This window comes from Streptomyces sp. P9-A2 (assembly GCF_036634175.1).
Lineage (GTDB): Bacteria > Actinomycetota > Actinomycetes > Streptomycetales > Streptomycetaceae > Streptomyces > Streptomyces pratens.
Genome location: NZ_JAZIFX010000001.1, coordinates 7,401,674 through 7,422,915 on the forward strand (window position 1 = coordinate 7,401,674; position 21,242 = coordinate 7,422,915).

Consider the following 21,242-nt stretch of genomic DNA (forward strand, 5'->3'; position numbering starts at 1 on the left):
AGCTCTCCGGCCCTCGATGTTTCCCGATGACCGTATCCGACCAGGTCGGATCGAGTGGCGACCTTTCTTTGACGAGTGAGTGACGGGTTTATCGGTCTGTCGTACGAAGCCTCATACCAGAGCGGGACGCTGTCCGTGTGAGTTTGTCAACTGACCACCGCACGTGATGCGGTGGTGACTACGGTGAGTGTCGGTCGGGCGACGCATGGCCGACGCCCTCGGCCTTCCGAGGCGCCCCCGACCGGTACGGCGACACCATGACGACACCCGTCGCCCGGCGTATCGCGCCACGGGGTCGCCCCCATCGGATCGGATCAGGGAGCGGGGACCGGTACGTGCAGGCAGAAGGCGGACGAGGGAGGGGACGGGGTGACACACCCCGTCGCTCGGGCCCGGTCGGCGCCTCGGGCGTGACCGGTGCGCCGGGCATGTCCAGCGGGTCGCAGGCGGCCGAGGCCGCCCCGGGCGAGCCGCCGGCCGACCCGCGCGCCGGTGCCGGCAACGGGCGTCCGCCCGCCCCGCGCGGCGGCGAGCCGCGTGGGGCACGGAACCGGTCCCATGCGCCCGGCGGCCGCGGCGCCACGCGTTCCCCCGGCACCCAGGACCGACGGACCAGTTCGAGGACACCCATGCCCGATCCCCGCCCTCCCGCCGGTCCGCCCTCCCGTACCGACCGACGGGAGGGCGGACGGCACGGACGCCCGTCCGCCCGGCCCGCCCCCACGCACCCCGAGGCGCAGATACGGCCCCAGTTGCTGCGGCTCGCCGTCCTGCCACCCGTGGCGGTCGCCCTCAGCGCCGGCGCCGCCGTACTGTTCCTCGTCCGCTCCACCGGAGTACGGCCGGGCGCGGCCCTGTGGGGCGTGCTCGGCGGCGCGGTGTCGGTGACCCTCGCCGGCATCGTCATCGCCGCCGTGGCCGCCGACCGTGCGGCCCGGTCCGTGCACGACCGCGTCGAGAGCCTGCGCCGGAGCACGGCTCGGCGCGAGGCCGACCTGCGCGCCCTCGTGGACACCCTGCGCCGTGGCGACGGCCCGCCACCGCGCGCCCAGCCGGGCGGGACGCCCAGGGACGCCGACGGCTTCGACCGGCTCGCCGCCGACCTGTCCCGGGCCCATGACAGCGCCGTCACCGCCATCGTCCAGGCGTCCCAGCTCTCCAGCCAGGCGGGCAGCGAGCAGAAGCTCGAGGTGTTCGTCAACCTGGCCCGGCGTCTGCAGTCCCTGGTGCACCGTGAGATCTCCATCCTCGACGAGATGGAGAACGAGATCGAGGACCCCGACCTGCTCAAGGGCCTCTTCCACGTCGACCATCTCGCCACCCGCATCCGCCGCCACGCCGAGAACCTCGCCGTGCTCGGCGGGGCCGTCTCCCGGCGGCAGTGGAGCAACCCGGTCTCCATGACCGAGGTGCTGCGCTCGGCCATCGCCGAGGTCGAGCAGTACTCACGGGTCAAGCTGGTGCCGCCGATCGACGGCACCCTGCGCGGGCACGCCGTCGCCGACGTCATCCACCTGCTCGCCGAACTCGTCGAGAACGCCACGCTGTACTCCGCGCCGCACACCCAGGTGCTGCTGCGTGCCGGACTCGTCACCTCCGGGCTCGCCGTCGAGGTCGAGGACCGCGGGCTCGGTATGCCCGTGGACGAGCAGGAACGGATGAACGCCCTGCTCGCCGACCCGGACCAGGTCAATGTCGCCAGCCTCCTGGCCGACGGACGCATCGGCCTGTACGTGGTCTCGCAGCTCGCGCGGCGGCACGGCATCCAAGTCCGGCTCCAGAACAACATCTACGGCGGAGTCCAGGCCGTGCTCGTGGTGCCGCAGGCACTGCTCGGTGCCGAGCCCTGGTCCTCGGGACCGGGCGTGGGCCGGCCGGCCGAGGGCAACGCGGGACCGGGGGACGGCATGGGCGGGCCGCCGCGCCGGCCCGCCCATGCCGTCCCCGCGCCCGGGAGTGCCCCGCTGCCCGGACCCGCCGGGCCCGGGAACGGACCGTGGCCGCAAGAGCCGCAGGCAGGCGCCGAGCCGTACGCCGGCCCCGGCCCGCAGACCCGGCCCGATATGCGGACAGGACCCGATGCGGGGACGGGACTCGCACAGCAGACCGGGCCCGGCTCGCTGCCGGAACCCGGGAGCGGGGCGTTCCTCCCTCCGGCGTCGTCCCCCGTCGTACCGGCGGCGCGGCGCCACGACCAGGCCGACGTCCCGGCCCCGACGAGCCCCGGCCGCGTGGCGCCGCCCCTGCCGCTGCGGGGCGCCCGCGCGGTGCGGCCCAATCCGGCCGAGGCGGTGCCCGGCGTCACCCCGGACGACCGGCAGACCCTCGAGGAGAGCGGGATCGGAACCGCCCCCCTCGCCCCACGCAGCGCCACCGTGCGCGGCACCATGGGCAGGCCCCAACTGCCCCGCCGCCGCGCTCAGGAACACTTGGTGCCCCAGCTCCGCGACGGTCCCACGCCGCGTCAGGACACCGAGCACGTCGTCGGGCACGACCCCCATCTGATGGCGGCTTTCCGGCGGGGCGTCAGCCTCGCCGAAACCCGACAGCACCTGGACACGGGCCACCTGGACACGGGCCACATGGGCGGCGACGACCCGCACCGTGACGACCTGGCCCCCGACGACATCAGGCAGGACGCCATGGGGCGTATCGAGGCAAGGCGTGTCGACACGGGCCGTGTCGACACGGCCGACGACCACATGATGGGCGACCACATGATGGGCGACCACATGGTGGAGGGCCGCATGGTGGAGGGCCACATGGCATCCGTGCCCATGCTGCCGTCGTCACCCCTGGACGATCACCCCGGTCCCACCGCCCGTCCCACGGACGCCCATCCCGTGGACATCCACCCAGTGGATACCCACTATGCGGACCATGCGGACCCCCACCTCATGGATCCGCACCACACGATCAAGGCTCACGCGACGGAGTCCCCCACCGTGGAGCCCCACACCGCCGACGCACGTCCCCCGCATACGGCATCCCAGGAGGCGCGCGGCGGCCACGACGGCCTCCCCGCGCCCCGCACCGACCACCCCACCGCACGGCACGACGGGAGCGCACCCGCCGGATGAGCACGCCCGCACCCCCCACCCCCTACCGGGTCCCTACCTCCCCGCCCGTCCCCGCCCCCAGCGCTCCCGCAGACCTTCGTACCCCAAGGAGTCGATCCACCATGGCGAGCGATGCGCCGACCGCCCACGTTTCCGATCTCGACTGGCTGATGAGCGGCCTCGTGCAACGGGTGCCGCACACCTCCAGCGCCGTGCTGCTCTCCTGCGACGGACTGGTGAAGTCCGTGCACGGCCTCGACGCGGACAGCGCCGACCACATGGCGGCCCTGGCCTCCGGCCTCTACTCCCTCGGCCGCAGCGCCGGCGTCCGCTTCGGCGCGGGCGGCGACGTACGCCAGGTCGTCGTCGAGCTCGACTCGATGCTGCTGTTCGTCTCCACCGCCGGCTCCGGCACCTGCCTCGCGGTGCTGGCCGGCCGCGAGGCCGACGCGGCGGTGCTCGGCTACGAGATGGCCATGCTGGTCAAGAGCGTGAGGCCGTACCTGGCGACCGCCCCCCGGCAGCCCGCCGTCGAACCGCCGGCGATGAGGCCTTGAACGTGGCGGCGGCCGGTGACGGCCCCTGGCTGGACGACGCGGCCGGACGGCTGGTGCGTCCTTTCACCGTCAACGACGGCCGCACCCGCCCCACTGTCGAACTCGACCTGATGTCACAGGTGATGGCCACCGGGGCCACCCCCTTCGGCTACCTCGGCCCCGAGCACGCGCAGGCACTCGAACTGTGCCGCGCGCCGCTGCCGGTCGCCGAGGTGGCCGCCCACCTCAAGCTGCCGCTGGCCGTCACCAAGGTGCTGCTGGCGGACCTCGTCGACAGCGGAGGCCTCACCACCAAACCCCCCGTGTTCGACCACAACCCGACGGACCGGGCCCTTCTGGAGGCAGTGCTCGATGGACTACGACGACAGCTCTGACCACGGCGCCGGCGCCGACGTGTTCCCCACCGCGCTCAAGATCCTCGTGGCGGGCGGGTTCGGCGTGGGCAAGACCACCTTCGTCGGCGCGGTCAGCGAGATCGCGCCGCTCAGCACGGAGGAACTGCTCACCACCGTCAGCGCCGCCACCGACCGGCTCGACGGCATCGAGAACAAGGTCGAGACGACCGTGGCGATGGACTTCGGCCGCATCACCCTGGACCGGCAACATGTCCTGTACCTGTTCGGCACACCGGGCCAGGAACGGTTCTGGTTCATGTGGGACGAACTCTGCGAAGGCGCCCTGGGCGCGGTCATCATCGCCGACACCCGACGTCTGGAGGAGTGCTTCGCCGCCGTCGACTTCTTCGAGCAACGAGGCCTCGGCTTCATCATCGCCGTCAACGAGTTCGACGGCGCCTTCCGCTACGACCCCCAGGAGGTACGCGCCGCCCTGGACCTGCCGGACGAGATCCCCGTCGTGTGCTGCGACGCCCGGATCTCCAGCTCGGGCGTCCAGACCCTGCTGACCCTGGTCCGCCACCTCATCGCCCATGCCCCGGCCACCACGACGGGGTACGGCGCCCACATGTGAGATCCCCACACCAACACGGAGCCCGTATATGACATGTGCCCACATCCAGGGAGCCCGCCCATGAGCTACGACCCGCCGCGTCCGGCCGGTCGTCTGCTGCTCACCCCCGATGACAAGGAGGCCCCGGCCCGCACCGAGCGGCTGCGTCGGCTGGGACTGGGCGAGCGCCCCGAACCCACACTCGACGCCTTCGCGTACGGCCTCTCCGAACTCACGGGGGCGGCGTACGCCATGGTCAACTTCCTGAGGCAGGAAGGGCAGTTCTTCGCCGGTCTGCACACACCGGCGGTCGCGCCCTTCGTCCGCGGCGACGGCACCGGCGCACTGCTGGGCCGGTTACTGCCCCGCGACCACGGCTTCTGCCCCCATGTGGTGGCCCGCCGCAAGGCGCTGGTCCTGGGGGACGTGAGCGACTACCCCCGGTTCGCGGGCAATCCGGTCGTGGACGAGTTCGGGGTGCGCTCCTATCTGGGTGCCCCGCTCATCGACAGCACCGGCATGGTGCTGGGCACCGTGTCCGTCTCCGACACCCGGCCGCGGGCCTGGGGGCAGCAAGGGCTCGTGGCCATCAAGGACCAGGCCATGGATCTCGTCGTACGGATCGAACGCGGGGAGAGCGACGGACTGCCGTTCTGAACCCGCGGACACGGTGTGCCGCCGCCGATGGGGTGAGGCGTGAAGGAAAGCTGTGGCCGCGCTTAAGAAATCCTCGATGGACCGGTGAGGGTGTCGTACGGCAGATTGCAGTGCGATCCCACCCCGCTCCCGGCCAGGGCTGCTCCGGCACGCCCGGATCCGGGACTCACCCCGAGGAGCCGTGGCGTTGAAGGCGCTCGTCAAGGACAAGGCCGAACCCGGGCTGTGGCTCGCGGACGTCCCGGAGCCGGCCGTCGGCCCCGGCGACGTGCTCATCAAGGTGCTGCGCACCGGTATCTGCGGCACCGACCTGCACATCCGCGCCTGGGACGGCTGGGCCAGACAGACGATCAGCACCCCGCTGATCGTCGGGCACGAGTTCGTCGGCGAGGTCGTCGGGACGGGCCGGGACGTCAGCGAGATCAAGACCGGTGACCGGGTCAGCGGCGAGGGCCACCTGGTGTGCGGCAAGTGCCGCAACTGTCAGGCCGGACGCCGGCACCTGTGCCGCGCCACCGTCGGCCTCGGGGTCGGCCGCGACGGCGCGTTCGCCGAGTACGTCACCCTGCCCGCGGCCAACGTCTGGGTGCACCGCGTCCCCGTCGACCTCGACGTCGCCGCGATCTTCGACCCGTTCGGCAACGCCGTGCACACCGCCCTGTCCTTCCCGCTCGTGGGTGAGGACGTCCTGATCACCGGCGCCGGACCGATCGGCCTGATGGCCGCCGCGGTGGCCCGGCACGCCGGCGCCCGCCACGTCATGATCACCGACGTCAGTGAGGAGCGTCTGGAGCTCGCCCGCAAGATCGGCGTGAGCCTGGCGCTGAACGTGCGGGACTCGGCGATCGCCGACGGGCAGCACATCCTCGGCCTGCGCGAGGGCTTCGACATCGGTCTCGAGATGTCCGGCCGCCCCGAGGCACTGCGCGACATGATCGCCAACATGACCCACGGCGGCCGGATCGCGATGCTCGGCCTGCCGGCCGAGGAGTTCCCGGTCGACTGGTCCCGGATCGTCACCTCGATGATCACCCTCAAGGGCATCTACGGCCGTGAGATGTTCGAGACCTGGTACGCCATGTCGGTGCTCCTCGAGGGCGGTCTGGACCTCGCTCCCGTGATCACCGGCCGGTACTCCCACCGAGACTTCGAAGCGGCCTTCGAGGACGCGGCGAGCGGCCGCAGCGGGAAGATCATCCTCGACTGGACGGCATAGCCCTCCTCGGTACCCGCCTCGGTGCCCTCCCGGCACCCTCGCCACCCACCCCCTCGCCACCACCCCTCGGCCCCTCCTCTCTTCCGCGAGCACCTTCAGGAGCTTCTCCATGTTCGATTCCGTGCGCGACGACCTCCGCACCACCCTCGACGAGATCCGCGCCGCCGGACTGCACAAGCCCGAGCGCGTGATCGGCACCCCGCAGTCCGCCACCGTGAACGTCACCGCGGGCGGCCGGCCCGGTGAGGTCCTCAACTTCTGCGCCAACAACTATCTCGGCCTCGCCGACCACCCCGAAGTGCTCACCGCCGCCCACGAGGCCCTCGACCGCTGGGGCTACGGCATGGCCTCGGTGCGCTTCATCTGCGGTACGCAGGAGGTGCACAAGGAACTGGAGGCGCGGCTGTCGGCGTTCCTCGGCCAGGAGGACACGGTCCTCTACTCGTCCTGCTTCGATGCCAACGGCGGTGTGTTCGAGACGCTGCTCGGCGCGCAGGACGCGGTGATCTCCGACGCGCTGAACCACGCGTCGATCATCGACGGCATCAGGCTGTCCAAGGCCCGGCGCTTCCGCTACGCCAACCGCGACATGGCCGACCTGGAACGCCAGTTGAAGGAGGCCGCCGAGGGCGGGGCGCGGCGCACGCTGATCGTCACCGACGGCGTCTTCTCCATGGACGGCCATGTCGCACCGCTGGCCGAGATCTGCGACCTGGCCGACCGCCACGGAGCCATGGTCATGGTCGACGACTCGCACGCCGTGGGCTTCGTCGGAACCGGCGGGCGCGGCACACCGGAACTGCACGGGGTCATGGACCGCGTCGACATCCTCACCGGCACCCTCGGCAAGGCGCTCGGCGGTGCCTCCGGCGGCTATGTCGCCGCCCGCGCGGAGATCGTCGCCCTGCTGCGCCAGCGCTCCCGGCCGTACCTGTTCTCGAACACGCTCGCCCCGGTGATCGCCGCGGCCTCGCTGAAGGTCCTCGACCTGCTGGAGTCCGCCGACGACCTGAGGGTCCGGCTGGGCGAGAACACCGCCCTGTTCCGCCGCCGGATGACCGAGGAGGGCTTCGACATCCTTCCGGGCGACCACCCCATCGCCCCGGTGATGATCGGCGAGGCGTCCCGCGCGGGACGCCTCGCGGAACTGCTGCTGGAGCGCGGTGTGTACGTGATCGGCTTCTCCTACCCCGTGGTGCCCGAGGGACAGGCCCGGATCCGCGTCCAGCTGTCCGCCGCGCACTCCACCGAGGACGTGCACCGCGCGGTGGACGCCTTCGTGGCGGCACGGGCGGAACTCGACGCCTGAGCGGGGCCTGACGTGCCCTGCCCGCGTGCCCCGCACGCGCGGGTCGGCCGGGCGGGGCACGCGGCGGCGTTTGAGAGAATCGGTTCCATGATCGAGGCACGGCGGCTCCACATCCTCCGCGCGGTGGCCGACCACCGCACGGTCACGGCGGCGGCCGCCGCGCTGTACCTGACCCCGTCGGCGGTGTCCCAGCAGCTCGCCGCGCTGGAGCAGGAGACCGGCCACCGGCTGGTGGAGCGCGGTGCCAAGGGCGTACGGCTGACCCCGGCCGGCGAGATCCTGCTCGGCCACACCAACGTGGTCCTCGCCCAGTTGGAGCGGGCCGCGGCCGAACTCGCCGCGTACGGTGCGGGCGAGGCCGGCACCGTCACCGTCGCCTCCTTCGCGACCGGGATCGCCCAGGTCGTCGTCCCCGCGGTGGTCCGCCTCGCCGCGACGGCACCCGGTATCCGCATCCGCGTCCAGGACGCCGAGGGCGACGCCAGCCTGCCGATGCTGCTGGACCGGCAGGTCGACGTCGCCGTGGCCGTCGAGTACCGCGGGGCGCCGCCCGCCGACGATCCCCGCCTGTCCCACGTACCGCTGTACGCGGAGCCCTTCGACGCGGTCGTCCCCGTCACCCACCGGCTGGCCGACACCATGGAGGTGCCACTCGCCGAGCTGGCCAAGGACCCGTGGATCGGCCCGTACCCCGGCAACCCCTGCCATGACGTCGTCGTCCTGGCCTGTGAGAACGCCGGATTCCAACCCCTGCTCGAGCACTCCTCGGACGACTTCCGCGCGGTGGTGGCCCTGGCCTCGGCGGACGTGGGCGTCGCGTTGGTCCCCCGTTCGGCGCTGCGCGGCATGGACCTGACCGGCGTGGTCGTCCGCCCGGTCGACGGTGTCGCGCCGACCCGCCGGGTCTTCGCCGCCGTACGCAGGGGAGCCGAGGAGCATCCGCTGATCCGCCCGGTCCTGGACGCACTCGGTGAGGCCGCCGGCGAGGCGTAGAGCCCGAAACGCCGAGCCCGAAACGCCGAGCCCGAAGCCGGGCCGAAGCAGGGCCGAAGCAGGGCCCGAAACGCAGGGCGGAGGGAAGGGCTGACGCTCAGGGGGCGAGGAAGAGCGGGGCGCCGAACTGCATGTGACGGACATGCGGAGCGGCGAGGAGGCCCGGGGTGCCTCTTCGCCCCTGCCACCAGGTGATTGTCAGTGACAGCAGCTACGGTGCCTGCCATGCCGGATGCAGAAGACATACGACGGATCGCGCTGTCCCTGCCGGACACGACGGAGAAAGTGGCCTGGAGCATGCCCACGTTCCGGGTGGCGGGGAAGATGTTCGTCACCCTGCCCGAGGACGAGACGTCCATCGCCGTGCGCTGTCCCAAGGAGGAGCGCGACGAACTGGCCCTCGCCGAGCCGGAGAAGTTCTGGATCGCGGGCCACGAGGCGCAGTTCGCCTGGGTCCGGGTCCGCCTCGCCGCCCTGGAGGACGAGGACGAGCTGCGCGACATCCTCGCCGACTCATGGCGTCAGGCGGCCCCGCCCCGGCTGCTCGAAGCGTATCCCCGGCTGGGCCGCCCGCCCGGGGACTGACCTCCGGCACCCTGTCAGTGGGTCAGTGGGTCAGGGCACGATCCGAGACCGTGGGCGGCGGCCGGAGCCGGAGGGGGCTCCGGCCGCAGTGAACGCTCCGACGCGTTCCCGCAGCGAGCGGGCGTCGAGACCGTGCGCGGCGACATGCTCCTCGAGCCGCCCGTACCGTCGCAGCTCCCGCCGGCCCACACCCAGTCCCAGCACCCGGTGCGGTACGTCGGCCAACGCGTCGTTGGCCGCCGCCACCGACGTACCCGCCAGATACGGTTCGACCAGGACGACATCCGTTCCGGCGGCCTCGGTGGCCCGGCGCAGGGCGGCCGCGTCGAAGGGCCGGACCGTGGTGGCGTACAGGACGGTGACGTCGAGCCCCTCCGTGGCCGTGAGCACCGCGTCCAGCACGGGACCGACGGCGATCACCACGCCCGCGCGGCCCTCGCGGACGGGGCGGAACCGCTCGCCGTCCACCGGCAGCGGGCGCGTGTTGGCCTGCAGGGACAGCCGCACGTACACCTTGTCGTCCCCGGCGGCCACCGCGTGCCGCACCAGGGTCTCGGCCTCGTCCGGATGCCCCGGCACGTGCACGGTCCAGCCGTCCAGGGTGTCCAGCAGGGCCACGTCGCCCGGCGCCATGTGCGTGTAGCCGCCGGCCGGCCAGTCGAAGGAGGCGGCGGCGCTCACCAGCACCGCCCCCGCGTCCTGATGACCGAGGTCCAGTTTGACCTGCTCGAACGGGCGCTCGACGAGGAAACTGGCGAACGTGTGCACGACAGGCCGCAGACCGGTGAGTGCCATCCCGGCGGCGGCCCCCACCAGGAGCTGTTCCCGGATGCCGACGTTGACGACCCGGTCCGGATGCCGGCGGACGGCATCGGTGAAGGCGTCCGCTCCGATCTCGGCGAGGACGACGGCGACCCGGGGGTCCTCGTCCAGCAGCCGGGTGACGACGGGAGCGAACCGGTCACGCATGGTTTCCACGGGGGAGGGCCTTTCAGAAGGGGAAGCAAGAAGAAGCAGCAGGAAGAAGCAGCAGGAAGAAGCAGCAGGAGAGGGAAGATTCACGCGTACTTCGGCTCGACCCGGGCCACCACCACGTGCGGCCGCCCCGGATGCGGCGCGGTGAACGCGGTGTGCAGCGCCTCGTGGTCACGGCCGTCGACCGTGAGCGCGGACCAGCCCGCCGCCTCGAAGCGTGCGGCGATCCCACCGGGCCGGGCGTGAGTGGCGGAGGAGTTGTCCACGACGACGGTGTGCAGCCGTTCCAGCCCGGCCGGACCGGCGAACGCGATCGCCTCGTGGTTGCTGCCCTCGTCCAGCTCGGCGTCCCCGATCAGCGCCCACACGGCCGGTCTGTCGAGGCCCTGCGCGCGCAGGCCCAGTGCCGTTCCGACCGCGATCGGCAGCCCGTGCCCCAGCGATCCGCTGCCGATCTCGACACCTGGCACCAGCGTCCGGTCGGGGTGATGGCCGAGCGGCGAGTCGTACGAGCCGAACCCGGTCAGCCACTCCACCGGAAGGAAGCCCTTGGCGGCCAGTACGGCGTAGTACGCCATCGGCCCGTGCCCCTTCGACAGCAGGAACCTGTCCCGCTCCCGGTCGTCCCTCCGCGCCGGCGAGACACGCAGGACCCGGTCGTAGAGCACCCACAGCACGTCCAGGGTGGAGGTCGCCGCCGGCCCGTGCTTCTCGTCGCCGGTCATCCTGCCCATCAGCGCGGGCAGATCCGCGTAGTCGTAGGCAGCCGTCGTCCTGCGGGTGTGGTCCTCGGTGATCGTCATACGGCGATCGTGCGACCTCAACCGAACTTGAGGTCAAGGGCCGCCCTCATGGCCCGGACAAAGGGGTGCGCGATCACCGCCCTGGGTGCGGTATTGTTTCCGTGCACGTCGACGCCGGGAAATTACCAGGTCAGACGGGCAACGGGACGTGGCGCAGCTTGGTAGCGCACTTGACTGGGGGTCAAGGGGTCGCAGGTTCAAATCCTGTCGTCCCGACTTAATGAAGTCGCGGATCGAGGGGCGGTTCCGGAGAAATCCGGAACCGCCCCTCGACCGTTCCCGGGCACGGCTTCACCGCAGGCCGAAAGCCGTCTTCGGGAATGAGGGGCCGGCCTCCGTGGTTGCCGTGGGCAATGGTGGGAGCTGCTGAGACCTGCGGTCGCTCGTTCGCCGCCGCCCCTTCTGATGTGGAGCTGCTCATGACCACAGCGCGGGATCTGCTCGTCGTCGTCATCGACACCCGTTCCGGTACGTCCGTCGAGCAGGGCGATCTGTCGCTGGCGCTCGCGGGAGCGGAGCTGATCGACCTCATCGACGCCGGGGCCGCCGACCTCGACGGAGACCGGGTGGTGCCGGGTCCGCGACAGGCGGCGGAGCCCGCAGCGGAGTCGGGCACCGACGATCCCCTGCTGCGGCAGGCCGCGTCCTCGCTGGTCCGGCAGGAACCTCACGAGCCGGTCGAGGACTGGCTGTGGCGCCGGGGCCGCGACCTGGGAGCCGCGTATCTCGCGGAGCTGGAGACCACGGGCTCGGCTGCCGCCCGTTGGCGGGCCCGGAAGCCGTTGCTGAGCATCGACCCGGCGGCGCTGGCCGACTCGTCGGCGCGCCGCCACGCGAACGACCGCTGGGCGGCGCAGGAACCCGTACTCACCGCCCTCGCCGCCGCCGCGGGCGTCGGCGCCCGGTACGAAGGCGAGCCGGACGACGGCGACCCGGGTGACGGCTCCGAGGGCCGGGACGATCTCACGAACCTGGGCGACGACCGGGTCGTGACCGTGCTGGCCGCGGTCAACGAAGCCGTCGTCGAACTGGCCGGTGTGCGGCAACGACGGGCCGTCGAGACGGCGGCCTTCGACAACATCTGGCGTGCAGTCTGACCCGGCTGTGAAGGGACACGGGGCCGACGGACGGCAGGGGGCGCGACCTTCGCGGTACGACGGAGGCGCCCCCCCCGCGCCGCGTCAGCTCAGGCAGCCGGCGTGTGCCAGGGCCTGCCTCAGCAGTACCCCGTGCCCGCCCGGCATCTCGCTCTGCACCGCCTCCGACAGCGCCTCCCGCGGGCTGAACCACACCAGGTCGAGGGCGTCCTGCCGGGGCCGGCAGTCACCCGTCACCGGCACGATGTAGGCGAGGGACACCGCGTGCTGACGCGGATCGTGGTACGGCGTGACCCCGTGCGTGGGGAAGTACTCGGCGACCGTGAACGGCTGGAGCGACGCCGGGACATGAGGCAGCGCCACCGGGCCGAGGTCCTTCTCCAGGTGGCGCAGCAGCGCGTCCCGGATGCGCTCGTGGTGCAGCACCCGGCCGGAGACCAGCGTCCGGCTGACCGTGCCGTCCGGTCCGATGCGCAGCAGCAGGCCTACGCTGACGACTTCGCCGCTGTCGTCGACACGTACGGGGACGGACTCGACGTACAGGATCGGCATGCGGGCACGTGTCATCTCCAGTTCGTCGGAGGAAAGCCATCCCGGCGTGGTTTCGGTCGTGTCAGACATTGCTTGATCATACTTTCGACGGTTCGGGCTGACGAGGACGGCCGCTCCGCGGTGGTGTTGTCCTCCACGACGGGTTCGGCCGGGCCGGCGGATACGGGGGGTCCGGGAGGTGTCAGGGCTTCACGGCCACGGCGCCGTACCGCGGTACCACCGGGGCGGAGCCGGCCCGGGCGTGCCACTGCGAGCAGGACACCAGTCCGGGCCCGACCGGGTTCAGCGCTTCGAGTAACGCGGAGATGTCCTCGGCGCTACGAGCCGTGATCGGGGGAGTGGCGTTCTCGTTCCAGAACTCCATCGCGGGGAGCTGGTCCTCGCCGCGCATCCCGGCGCCGTGGGCGGGGTGGGTGAGGACGAGGAAGCTGCCGGAGGGGACTGTGTCCATGATCCGTCGGGCGGTTCCGCGCGCCTTCTCGGTGTCGAGGACGAAGGTGAGGATGCCCGGCGTCCTCGCCGCGGCCGGGCGGTCGAAGTCGAGGGTTTCGGCGGCTCGTCCGAGTAGGGCGTCCGGGGCGTGCACATCGGCTTCGACGGAGTCGGTGGCGCCGTCCCTGGTGCCGGTGAGCAGGGTCCGGGCGGGCATCGGCACGACCGGATCGCTGTCGACGTGGACGATCCGGGAGCCGGGCGCGATCCGCTGGGCGATCTCGTGGGTGTTGTCCGCGGCGGGGAGTCCGGTGCCGACGGCGGGGGAGTGCCGCACACCGCGCTCACCGGCCGGGTACGTGACGGCCCGCCCCGGGAACTCCCGGTCCGCGCGGGCGATGTCCCGGACGACGGGGACGAGCGAGGCGAGCTGGTCGCCGGCCTGCCGGTCGACCTCGTAGGTGTCCTTGCCGCCGATCCAGTGGTTCCCCACGCGTGCGTGGTGCGCCACCGAGGTGGCCGGCCGCGTCGAGCCGCGCGGCGGGGTGTGGCTCTCACCCATGTCTCCCCTCCCTCTCCCGCCCTTCCCGGCGACCGGATCCGGCCGCCGCGGCCATTGTGCCCGCGCAGTGATCACATTGTCCCGGGAATGGGGGAGCGGGCGCGGGCGGGAGAGGAGAGGGAATGCCAACGGGAGACGGGCAGCGTCGGGCACCCGTCGTCGGGCTTCGTCACGCCTCGACGGGGGTTGGGAGCTGCTGGAGTTTGGCTGAGTACGAGTGTGTTCTGGTGTGCGTGAGTGAGCGCGGACGGGCGCGGTCACAGCCGGGGGTGGGTGCTGTCCTGCCGGCAGGGGGGGAATGGGGGTTCGTCTGCCGAATGCGTGACCTTCACCCGTGGTGCTCGTTGGACGGGGTGAGCAGGTTTTCTGGGCCGGGCTGGGCTGAAGGGGCGGGGGTGCAGGGATGGACAAAGGACTGCGCAAGCTCGCGGCGCCGTCTGTGGTGCCCGGCCCGTCGGGGGTGGCCGTCCGTACCCGGCTGGGGCAGCTCACCGCTCGCGATGAGGAGGTGCTGCGGCGGGTGGGCGCGCATCTGGGCGCGCTGGCCTGTCGTGACCTGAAGACCCGCTGCCACGACGGTCTCGAGCACGATGCGCAGGCATGGGCGGTGCGCAAGCGGGAGCTGACCCCGCTCTCGTCGGCCCGCTGGGCGGGTGCGATCACCAAGGCGACGCACGATCAGTGGGCGCTGGCCCGGCGCTGCGCGCTCGCCCACCTCCAGAACCTGGAGGCGGGGGTGCGCACCCTGCGCCACCGGCTGGCGCTGCCACTCGGTGCGAAGGGCGGTAAGCGGGCGCCGGGGGGTTATCGCAGTCGGCGGGAGTGGCATGCCAAGGCCCGCCGCCTGCGCGTGCTGGAGGACCGGCTGGCGCAAGAACGCGCCGCCTGGACGGCCGGGCGCGTGCGCGTGGTGCGCGGTGGCGGGCGTCTGGCCCGGATGCGGCACCAGCTGCCCGCCGCGCAGCTCACCGAGGACCAGTGGCGTGCACGCTGGGAGGCGGCCCGCTGGTTTCTGCGGGCGGACGGGGAGAGCGGGAAACGCTACGGGAACGAGACGATCCGCATCAGTCCCAGCGGTGAGGTCAGCATCAGGCTGCCCGCCCCCCTCGCAGGCCTGGCCAATGCCCCGCACGGCCGGTATGTCCTCACCGGCCGGGTCGGGTTTGCGCACCGGGGGACGCAGTGGGCCGACCGGGTGGCCGCGAACCGGGCCGTCGCCTACCGCATTCACCACGACACGGTCCGGGCCCGCTGGTATGTGACCGCCTCCTGGCAGCAACCCGTCACGCGCACGGTGCCTCTGGCGGCGGCGCTCGCGCACGGGGTGATCGGGGTGGACACCAACGCCGACCACCTCGCCGCCTGGCGCCTGGACGTGCACGGCAACCCGACCGGGAATCCGCGCCGCTTCTCCTACGACCTGACCGGCACCGCCGGCCACCGCGACGCCCAGCTCCGCCACGCCCTGACCCGGCTGCTCAACTGGGCCCGCACCTGTGGGGTGCGGGCGATCGCGGTGGAGGACCTGGACTTCACCGCGGAGAAGACCCGCGAGAAACACGGCCGCAACAGGAGATTTCGGCGGCTGATTGCCGGCCTGCCCACCGGCCGGCTCCGCGCCCGCCTCGTCTCGATGACCGACGCCACCGGCATCACCGTCATCGCCGTCGACCCCGCCTACACCTCGAAGTGGGGCGCCCAGCACTGGCAGAAACCCCTCACCAGCACCACCCGTAAGACCAGCCTCCCCCAAGCTCTCGACTGCGCTCAAGCAGGGGGCACCCCCATCGACGCAGCCGCCGTGGCGATCGCACGACGCGCCCAGGGCTACTCGATCCGGCGTCGGACGACACCGCCCCGCACCCACCAGAGCGATGGATGCGGGCATCGGACCGTCCAGGCCGCACCGGACACCCCCGGGCGTGAGGAAACCCGCCGCCGCCTTCCCGGACCACGGACCCGATCCGTGCCACCGGACGCGGAACGAACGCGGGCGACCAGGACACCCAACACCGTTCGGGATGTCCGCGGTGAGCGGGAACGGGTCCAGGACCCACTCCTGCTCACTGACTAGGAACGGTGTTCTCCGCCTCGAACATCCAGCGCTGCTTCTCCAGCTCGGCGGTGACGGAGATCAGCAGGTCCTGGGTGACCGGGTCCGCCTTCTCGGTGGCGTCGACGCGCTCGCGCAGCCGTACGATCGCGGCCCCCAGCGCCTCCGCCAGCAGCCGCACGACATCCGCGTCGCGCAGCAGGCCCTCCTCGGGGACGGGCAGGGCGAAGACCTTGGCGATGGTCTCCGGACGGCCGTCCGGCGGCACCCCGAGCGTCGCGGCCCGCTCCGCGACCGTGTCGGCCCCGGTGCGCGCGGTCGAGACCACTTCGTCCAGCTGGAGGTGGACCGAGCGGAACCTCGGACCCACGACGTTCCAGTGGGCCTGCTTGCCGATCAGCGAGAGGCCGAGGAGATCCACCAGGGTCTCCTGGAGTGCCTTGCCGGCGACCCGGCGGGCCTCGTCGGGCAGGGTGCTCCGCACAACGGTCATGGGGTATCGCTCCTTCTCGAATCCTTGGATGTTCCGCGAACGCGCGGGTGCCCTCGTTCCCCCGGCACAAACGCGGGCACGCCCCGGGGGCGGGCCCGGCCACGCGGCACGGTGCGCGCAGGCGGCGGCAGAGAACGCCGTGCGAGGTGCGAGCAGCCGACAGACGAGACGGTGCTTACGGCGACCGTTGGGTGGACATAGCATCAATCCCCGCAATGGACATGATGACGCTCTGGCACCTCACCGGCTGGGAATTCGCCGCCCTCGCCTTCGCCGCCCTGCTCGTGGGCTTCTCCAAGACCGCCGTCAGCGGGGCCAACACGGTCAGCCTCGCCATCTTCGCGGCGATGCTGCCCGCCCGCGCCTCCACCGGCGTACTGCTGCCCATCCTGATCGCCGGGGACGTGCTTGCCGTCCTCACCTACCGGCGGCACGCCCACTGGCCCACCCTGTGGCGGCTGTTCCCCGCGGTCGCGGCCGGTGTCGTCGTCGGCACCTTCTTCCTGATGTGGGCGGACGACGAAGCCGTGGGGACGTCGATCGGGGCGATCCTGCTGCTGATGGCCGCGGTGACGGTGTGGCGGCGGCGAGCGGCGGACCGGGCCGCGCAAGCCGCCGTCGACGGCGAAGGGGAACCGCGCGAACGGAGTGGACCCGAGGAGGTCACCTCGAGGGCCGGCCGGATCAAGGCCCGCTCGTACGGCGTCCTCGGCGGCTTCACCACCATGGTCGCCAACGCGGGCGGGCCGGTGATGTCCCTGTACCTGCTCTCCGCCGGCTTCAGGAAGCTGGGCTTCCTGGGGACATCGGCGTTCTTCTTCCTGATCGTCAACACGTCCAAGGTGCCGTTCAGCGTGGGTCTCGGACTGATCGACGCGGAGTCCCTGCTGCTCGACGCGGCGCTCGTGCTGTTCGTCGTGCCCGGCGCGCTGCTCGGGAAATGGGCCGTGAGCCGGATCAACCAGCGGCTGTTCGAGCAACTGGTGATCGCGGCGACGGTGGTGGGCGGCGTACAGCTGCTGGTGCGCTGAGCCGGGAGCCGGGAGCCGGGAGCCGGGAGCCGGGAGCCGGGAGCCGGGAGCCGTTGCTGTGCGCCGGGTCTACCTTCCGAGGAAGGGCCCCTGTCCTCCCGGGACGTCAGGGATCTCCGGATGGTGCCGGAACCGGCTCGGAGCCGCCGTCCGGCCGACCGTCGCCGCCAGTTTGCGCAGTCGTCGCCAGTTCAGGCGCGGGGGCGCCTGGGCCACGCCGGGCCGTCTGCGTGGGACGCGGACGCGGAGCGCGCCGGGTGCGATACGGCAGCGGACGGGCGCGGGCAGCAGCAGGGCCTCCCCGTCGACCCCGGCCTCGATTTCCACGCGGTCGCTCTCGATGAGGACCTCGGGGGCGGTCAGGATGGTGAGCCGGTCCCGCGAGGGGTCCAGCAGCAGCGCGGCGGCGTCGACCGGGCCCTCCACCCTGACGCCGAGGACCCCGAGCAGGCCCGAGTCGAGCCGCTCCCGCCGGCCGAGGCCGAAGGGGTCGTCGGTGCGGTAGGGGTTGTTGCTGACCAGGACCGCCTGCGGCGCGTCGAGCGTGGTGTCCCCGGCGCGGGCGACCAGCCGGGCCCCCTGCTGCCCGGTGAGCAGGTCGGGCAGCATCTCCAGACTGGTGCCGATCTTGTCGTCCCGGTAGGCCGGGCTCTGCACGATCGACGCGTACGCGCCGAAGGACGCGTTGTTCACGAAGGGCTGGTCACCGGCGAAACCCAGATCGACGCGCAGCTCCACCCCGTCGGTGAGCGCGTCCAGGCAGGCCGCCGGATCGCCGCGGTCCAGGCCCAGGTCCAGGGCGAAGTGGTTGCGGGTCCCGGCGCTGATGACCAGGAACGGGATGTCGTGCTCGGCGGCCACGGCCGCGACCAGCGCCTGCGTGCCGTCGCCGCCCGCCGCGCCCAGCAGATCCGCGCCGCCCTCGACGGCCTCCCGGGCCATCGCGGTCACGTCGTTCTCCTTCTCCGGATCGAGCAGGAGGACGCGGGCGCCCAGCCGTTCCGCCTTCTCCCGCAGCCGGTAGCGGCCCACTTTGCCGCCACCCGACCGCGGATTCATGATGAGCACCGCCCGCCGGGGCGACGGCGCCCGCCGTTCCCTCGGCCGTTCCCGCGGCCGCTCGCTGCCCGTCCCGCGCAGCGCGAAGCGCCCGCTCCACACGGCCAGCGCCCACAACGCCAGCGACACCGGAAGAGCCCAGAACAGGAGGGCCGCGTACAGGGCGATGACGGCCACGGGCACACACACGGCCACCAGCGCGGCCACCCAGCGCAGCGGTCCCCGCAGCGTGAGCGTCCACCACAGCGCGGCGGCACTGAGGGCGAGCCCCGCCGCGCCGCAGAACAGCAGCACCAGGCCCTGCAGGCCCCCGTAGAGGAGCGGGACCACCACCGCGAGCGCGGCGGCGACCAGGGCCACCCGCGCGGCCCACCGCTGGGCCCGGTAGGCCCGCCTGCTCAAGTCCACGGCCATGACTCCTCCAGTCGCCGGCGTCATCGTAGGCCGTACGGACCAGGGAGACGTCGGCTTCCGCGCCCTGGTCGCGGCGCATGTCCGACATCCGCGGGCCTACCCCGTTCCCGTGCCCGTCCTGATTCCTCCCGGCCCTCACCACGACTCGTTCCGGCCCTCGCCGCGCCCTTTCCCGTTCAGCCGCGCGACGCCGACACCGGGCGCACCGCGTCCGCACGCCGTCCCGGCCCCTGTGCCGGGAGTCGTCGTCCGGGAACCTCCCGCTTACGAGCCCTGTTCCCGGGAGCCCGCACGCAGCCGCGGCGCCCGCGCCCCCGCGTCCACGGGAACGCCGTCCCCCCGTTCCACCTCCGCCGCCAGCTCCCGGGCCCAGGCGACGACACCGCCGACGTCGATCCCGTACGGACGCGGCTCTTCGGTGCCCGCAGCCCATTCCTCGGCCGAGCCCGCCCCGCGCCGCAGCAGCCGGGCTCCGCCGGTCGTGTTCCCGCGCGCCGCGTGCGTGAGCCCGACGGCGAGCTGGGCGAGCCCCCGCCACAGCTCCCGCTCCTTCTCCGGCCCCGACTTCCAGGCGTCCTCGAACACCTCGTGCGCGTGGAACGGCTTCCCCTCGTCCAGCAGGCGTTGTGCCTCGGCGACGCTCTCCAGCGGCGGCCGGACCACCCCCTCCGGCTGCCGGGGCACCCCCCGTGCCCCGTATGACAGTGGTCGGCCCAGCCCGTCCCGGGGCCGCGCGCTGCGCGCCCGCCCGTCACCGTCCCGGTCGCGCACATCGCCCGCCCGGCCGGAGGCGGACCTGTCCTCCTGGTCCCATGAGGTGCTGTCCATGCTTCCCATACCCCGATTGTCCCGTGCCCGGACCGCTTTCGGCCCGGCCGGGACCGTGGGGTAAAGTACTGATCGAGCGATCACGCGGTTCACCGCATGTGAGCGCACCGGGACGTGGCGCAGCTTGGTAGCGCACTTGACTGGGGGTCAAGGGGTCGCAGGTTCAAATCCTGTCGTCCCGACGGTGACGTCGGATTGTGTCGGACAACTCCGCAGCTCAGGGCCATCCTCGGATGGCCCTTTCGGCGTTCGGCCGGTTCATGTCGCTTCCGGGCGGCCGGGAACGCCTCGCGCGTCGTGACCGTACCGGCGTCCGGGAGGTGCCGCACGTCATGGACGGTGCGCCGGTCGTGGACGGTGCACCGGTCCACGGACCATACTGATCAGGCCCCTGACCACTCACAGAACGACTCCATGGTCAAAAACAGCACTTCCACGCCCACCGTCCCCGACACCGTATGGCTGGCGCGCGGACGCCATCCGGGCCCCGAGCCCGAACTCGACGTCCGGCGCAACCTCATCGCCCTCAAGGCGGCCGGGGGTCTCGACGACTTCCTGGAGCTCGACCCCGCCGAGGCGGTCCGGTCCACCGTCCTGTACCCCCGGGACGCCTCCGCCGACCCCGGCCCGTCGGCCCGCCGCCTCTTCGAAGCCCGCTGGCGGGTGGCCGAGGACGTCACGGTGCGCGCCCAGCTGACCACGTACGATCCCCAGGCCCGCGGGGACGGGGCCGAAGGCGCCACCTGGATCCTCGCCGCCGAGGCGGAGCGTGCGTGGGACGCTCGCTGGCCGTCGCCCGCCACCATGTTCTGGCCCGACAGCAGCCGGGTCGAGTGGGACCACGACACGGTGCCGGGCGTACGCCTGCGGACGGTGAACCACCTGCCGAAGGACGACGACGAGGTACGCCGCCGACTGCGGGACTGCGCCCGCAGCAGCTGGTTCGTCCATGTCGTGGTGCACGAGGCGATGACGCCGGACGCGCGCGGGCAGCGGCCGATCGCGGAGTTCCTGCCGCCGAGCCTGCGGCACCGGGTGGTCGAGCACCGGGGCACCCCCGAGCAGGCCCGGATCGCCGACTTCGCGCTGCAGCGGGAGCTGAAGTTGCGGATGCCGCGCGGCGGCGCCGTCGTTCTGCCCACGGTGCCGCCGGGACCGGACTACGACCCGGAGCACTTCACGGTGCGCAGCATCTTCCTGGACGGCTCGGAACCGGTCGAATTCCTCGGCAGGATCATTGAGTTCGCCGCACTGCCGCGGCCCCTGCCGGCCGAGGCCGAGCAGGCCCTGACGCGACTGCGCCGGGGCTGGCACCTGCTCAGCCCGGAAGAGGAGCTGGCGCACGCCCAGGACATGGTCGCCAGGTACGCCCACGCGCTCGACGTCATGACGGAGTCCCGTGACCTGTACCAGGAGGCGGCCGAGGCCGCGCAGGCCGCACTCACCGAGGTGGCCGGTGGCGACGGCGCGCCCCGGCCGCCCGCGCTGAGGCCGGCCGGGGAGGACGGCACGCTGCTGGGCCCGCTGACGAAGGCGTTCGGCCGCTTCCGGGGCACGAACAAGTAGGCCGCCGCGCTCGCGTGGGCGCCAGGCTCCCCGTCCGTGCGGCCTCTTCGCCG

20 protein-coding genes and 2 tRNA genes are annotated in these 21,242 nt (G+C 72.5%); 15 read left to right on the forward strand and 7 right to left on the reverse strand.

What is annotated here, in order from left to right; translation table 11 throughout:
* The first annotated feature begins 629 nt into the window (after positions 1-629).
* The 9 genes from V4Y04_RS33395 (at position 630) to V4Y04_RS33435 (ending at position 9,324) form a co-directional block, all read left to right on the forward strand.
* Positions 630-3,080 carry an ATP-binding protein gene (locus tag V4Y04_RS33395; RefSeq protein WP_332432066.1) on the forward strand — a complete coding sequence of 817 codons (2,451 nt, stop codon included), beginning with the start codon at positions 630-632 and terminating at the stop codon, positions 3,078-3,080.
* Between the two features lie 101 nt (positions 3,081-3,181).
* Entirely contained in the window at positions 3,182-3,616 is a 435-nt protein-coding gene (locus tag V4Y04_RS33400; RefSeq protein WP_332432067.1) for a roadblock/LC7 domain-containing protein, read from the forward strand.
* Between the two features lie 2 nt (positions 3,617-3,618).
* Positions 3,619-3,990, forward strand: a complete 372-nt coding sequence (locus V4Y04_RS33405) for a DUF742 domain-containing protein (RefSeq protein ID WP_332433092.1) — start codon at positions 3,619-3,621, stop codon at positions 3,988-3,990.
* The gene (locus V4Y04_RS33410) at positions 3,968-4,585 is read left to right on the forward strand and encodes a GTP-binding protein (protein ID WP_332432068.1); all 618 of its coding nucleotides are present in this window, start codon (positions 3,968-3,970) and stop codon (positions 4,583-4,585) included. The genes V4Y04_RS33405 and V4Y04_RS33410 overlap by 23 nt, the downstream gene beginning before the upstream one ends.
* Before the next feature lie 60 nt (positions 4,586-4,645).
* Positions 4,646-5,221 (forward strand): GAF domain-containing protein, encoded by a 576-nt coding sequence (locus tag V4Y04_RS33415; protein WP_332432069.1) that lies wholly within the window; start codon positions 4,646-4,648, stop codon positions 5,219-5,221.
* A 187-nt stretch (positions 5,222-5,408) separates the two neighbouring features.
* A complete protein-coding gene (tdh, locus tag V4Y04_RS33420) occupies positions 5,409-6,437 on the forward strand; it encodes an L-threonine 3-dehydrogenase (protein ID WP_332433093.1) in 1,029 nt (342 codons plus the stop codon).
* 109 nt (positions 6,438-6,546) lie between these two features.
* On the forward strand, positions 6,547-7,746 hold the full coding sequence (locus tag V4Y04_RS33425) for a glycine C-acetyltransferase (protein ID WP_332432070.1): 1,200 nt from the start codon (positions 6,547-6,549) through the stop codon (positions 7,744-7,746).
* Between the two features lie 87 nt (positions 7,747-7,833).
* A complete protein-coding gene (locus V4Y04_RS33430) occupies positions 7,834-8,739 on the forward strand; it encodes a LysR family transcriptional regulator (protein ID WP_332432071.1) in 906 nt (301 codons plus the stop codon).
* A gap of 225 nt (positions 8,740-8,964) precedes the next feature.
* Positions 8,965-9,324, forward strand: a complete 360-nt coding sequence (locus V4Y04_RS33435; RefSeq protein ID WP_332432072.1) for an MmcQ/YjbR family DNA-binding protein — start codon at positions 8,965-8,967, stop codon at positions 9,322-9,324.
* A 30-nt stretch (positions 9,325-9,354) separates the two neighbouring features.
* On the opposite strand, the gene V4Y04_RS33440 is transcribed toward V4Y04_RS33435, so the two are convergent.
* Complete coding sequence (locus tag V4Y04_RS33440; RefSeq protein WP_332432073.1) at positions 9,355-10,302, reverse strand: transketolase family protein; 948 nt, start codon at positions 10,300-10,302, stop codon at positions 9,355-9,357.
* 80 nt (positions 10,303-10,382) lie between these two features.
* On the reverse strand, positions 10,383-11,102 hold the full coding sequence (locus tag V4Y04_RS33445) for a transketolase (protein ID WP_332432074.1): 720 nt from the start codon (positions 11,100-11,102) through the stop codon (positions 10,383-10,385).
* A gap of 142 nt (positions 11,103-11,244) precedes the next feature.
* On the opposite strand from V4Y04_RS33445, the gene V4Y04_RS33450 reads away from it, so the two are divergent.
* Positions 11,245-11,318: transfer RNA gene (locus V4Y04_RS33450), tRNA-Pro, on the forward strand.
* 203 nt (positions 11,319-11,521) lie between these two features.
* Positions 11,522-12,199 (forward strand): GPP34 family phosphoprotein, encoded by a 678-nt coding sequence (locus V4Y04_RS33455; RefSeq protein WP_332432075.1) that lies wholly within the window; start codon positions 11,522-11,524, stop codon positions 12,197-12,199.
* Positions 12,200-12,283: 84 nt separating this feature from the next.
* On the opposite strand, the gene V4Y04_RS33460 is transcribed toward V4Y04_RS33455, so the two are convergent.
* Both V4Y04_RS33460 and V4Y04_RS33465 read right to left on the reverse strand, forming a co-directional pair.
* Positions 12,284-12,820 (reverse strand): NUDIX hydrolase family protein, encoded by a 537-nt coding sequence (locus tag V4Y04_RS33460; protein WP_332432076.1) that lies wholly within the window; start codon positions 12,818-12,820, stop codon positions 12,284-12,286.
* Positions 12,821-12,932: 112 nt separating this feature from the next.
* Complete coding sequence (locus tag V4Y04_RS33465; protein WP_332432077.1) at positions 12,933-13,745, reverse strand: SAM-dependent methyltransferase; 813 nt, start codon at positions 13,743-13,745, stop codon at positions 12,933-12,935.
* A gap of 403 nt (positions 13,746-14,148) precedes the next feature.
* Between V4Y04_RS33465 and V4Y04_RS33470 the strand changes: the two genes are divergently transcribed.
* Entirely contained in the window at positions 14,149-15,819 is a 1,671-nt protein-coding gene (locus V4Y04_RS33470; protein WP_332432078.1) for a transposase, read from the forward strand.
* On the opposite strand, the gene V4Y04_RS33475 is transcribed toward V4Y04_RS33470, so the two are convergent.
* Positions 15,809-16,291 carry a Dps family protein gene (locus V4Y04_RS33475; protein WP_332432079.1) on the reverse strand — a complete coding sequence of 161 codons (483 nt, stop codon included), beginning with the start codon at positions 16,289-16,291 and terminating at the stop codon, positions 15,809-15,811. The two genes, V4Y04_RS33470 and V4Y04_RS33475, sit on opposite strands and share 11 nt — an antisense overlap.
* A 215-nt stretch (positions 16,292-16,506) precedes the next feature.
* Between V4Y04_RS33475 and V4Y04_RS33480 the strand changes: the two genes are divergently transcribed.
* On the forward strand, positions 16,507-17,322 hold the full coding sequence (locus V4Y04_RS33480) for a sulfite exporter TauE/SafE family protein (RefSeq protein WP_332432080.1): 816 nt from the start codon (positions 16,507-16,509) through the stop codon (positions 17,320-17,322).
* A gap of 69 nt (positions 17,323-17,391) precedes the next feature.
* Here V4Y04_RS33480 and V4Y04_RS33485 read toward each other — a convergent pair whose 3' ends face one another.
* Positions 17,392-18,795 (reverse strand): diacylglycerol/lipid kinase family protein, encoded by a 1,404-nt coding sequence (locus tag V4Y04_RS33485; RefSeq protein WP_332432081.1) that lies wholly within the window; start codon positions 18,793-18,795, stop codon positions 17,392-17,394.
* A 264-nt stretch (positions 18,796-19,059) separates the two neighbouring features.
* Positions 19,060-19,623, reverse strand: a complete 564-nt coding sequence (locus tag V4Y04_RS33490) for a DUF309 domain-containing protein (protein WP_332433094.1) — start codon at positions 19,621-19,623, stop codon at positions 19,060-19,062.
* 108 nt (positions 19,624-19,731) lie between these two features.
* Between V4Y04_RS33490 and V4Y04_RS33495 the strand changes: the two genes are divergently transcribed.
* Both V4Y04_RS33495 and V4Y04_RS33500 read left to right on the forward strand, forming a co-directional pair.
* Positions 19,732-19,805, forward strand: a tRNA-Pro gene (locus V4Y04_RS33495).
* 232 nt (positions 19,806-20,037) lie between these two features.
* A complete protein-coding gene (locus V4Y04_RS33500; protein WP_332432082.1) occupies positions 20,038-21,189 on the forward strand; it encodes a hypothetical protein in 1,152 nt (383 codons plus the stop codon).
* The last annotated feature ends 53 nt before the right edge of the window (positions 21,190-21,242 follow it).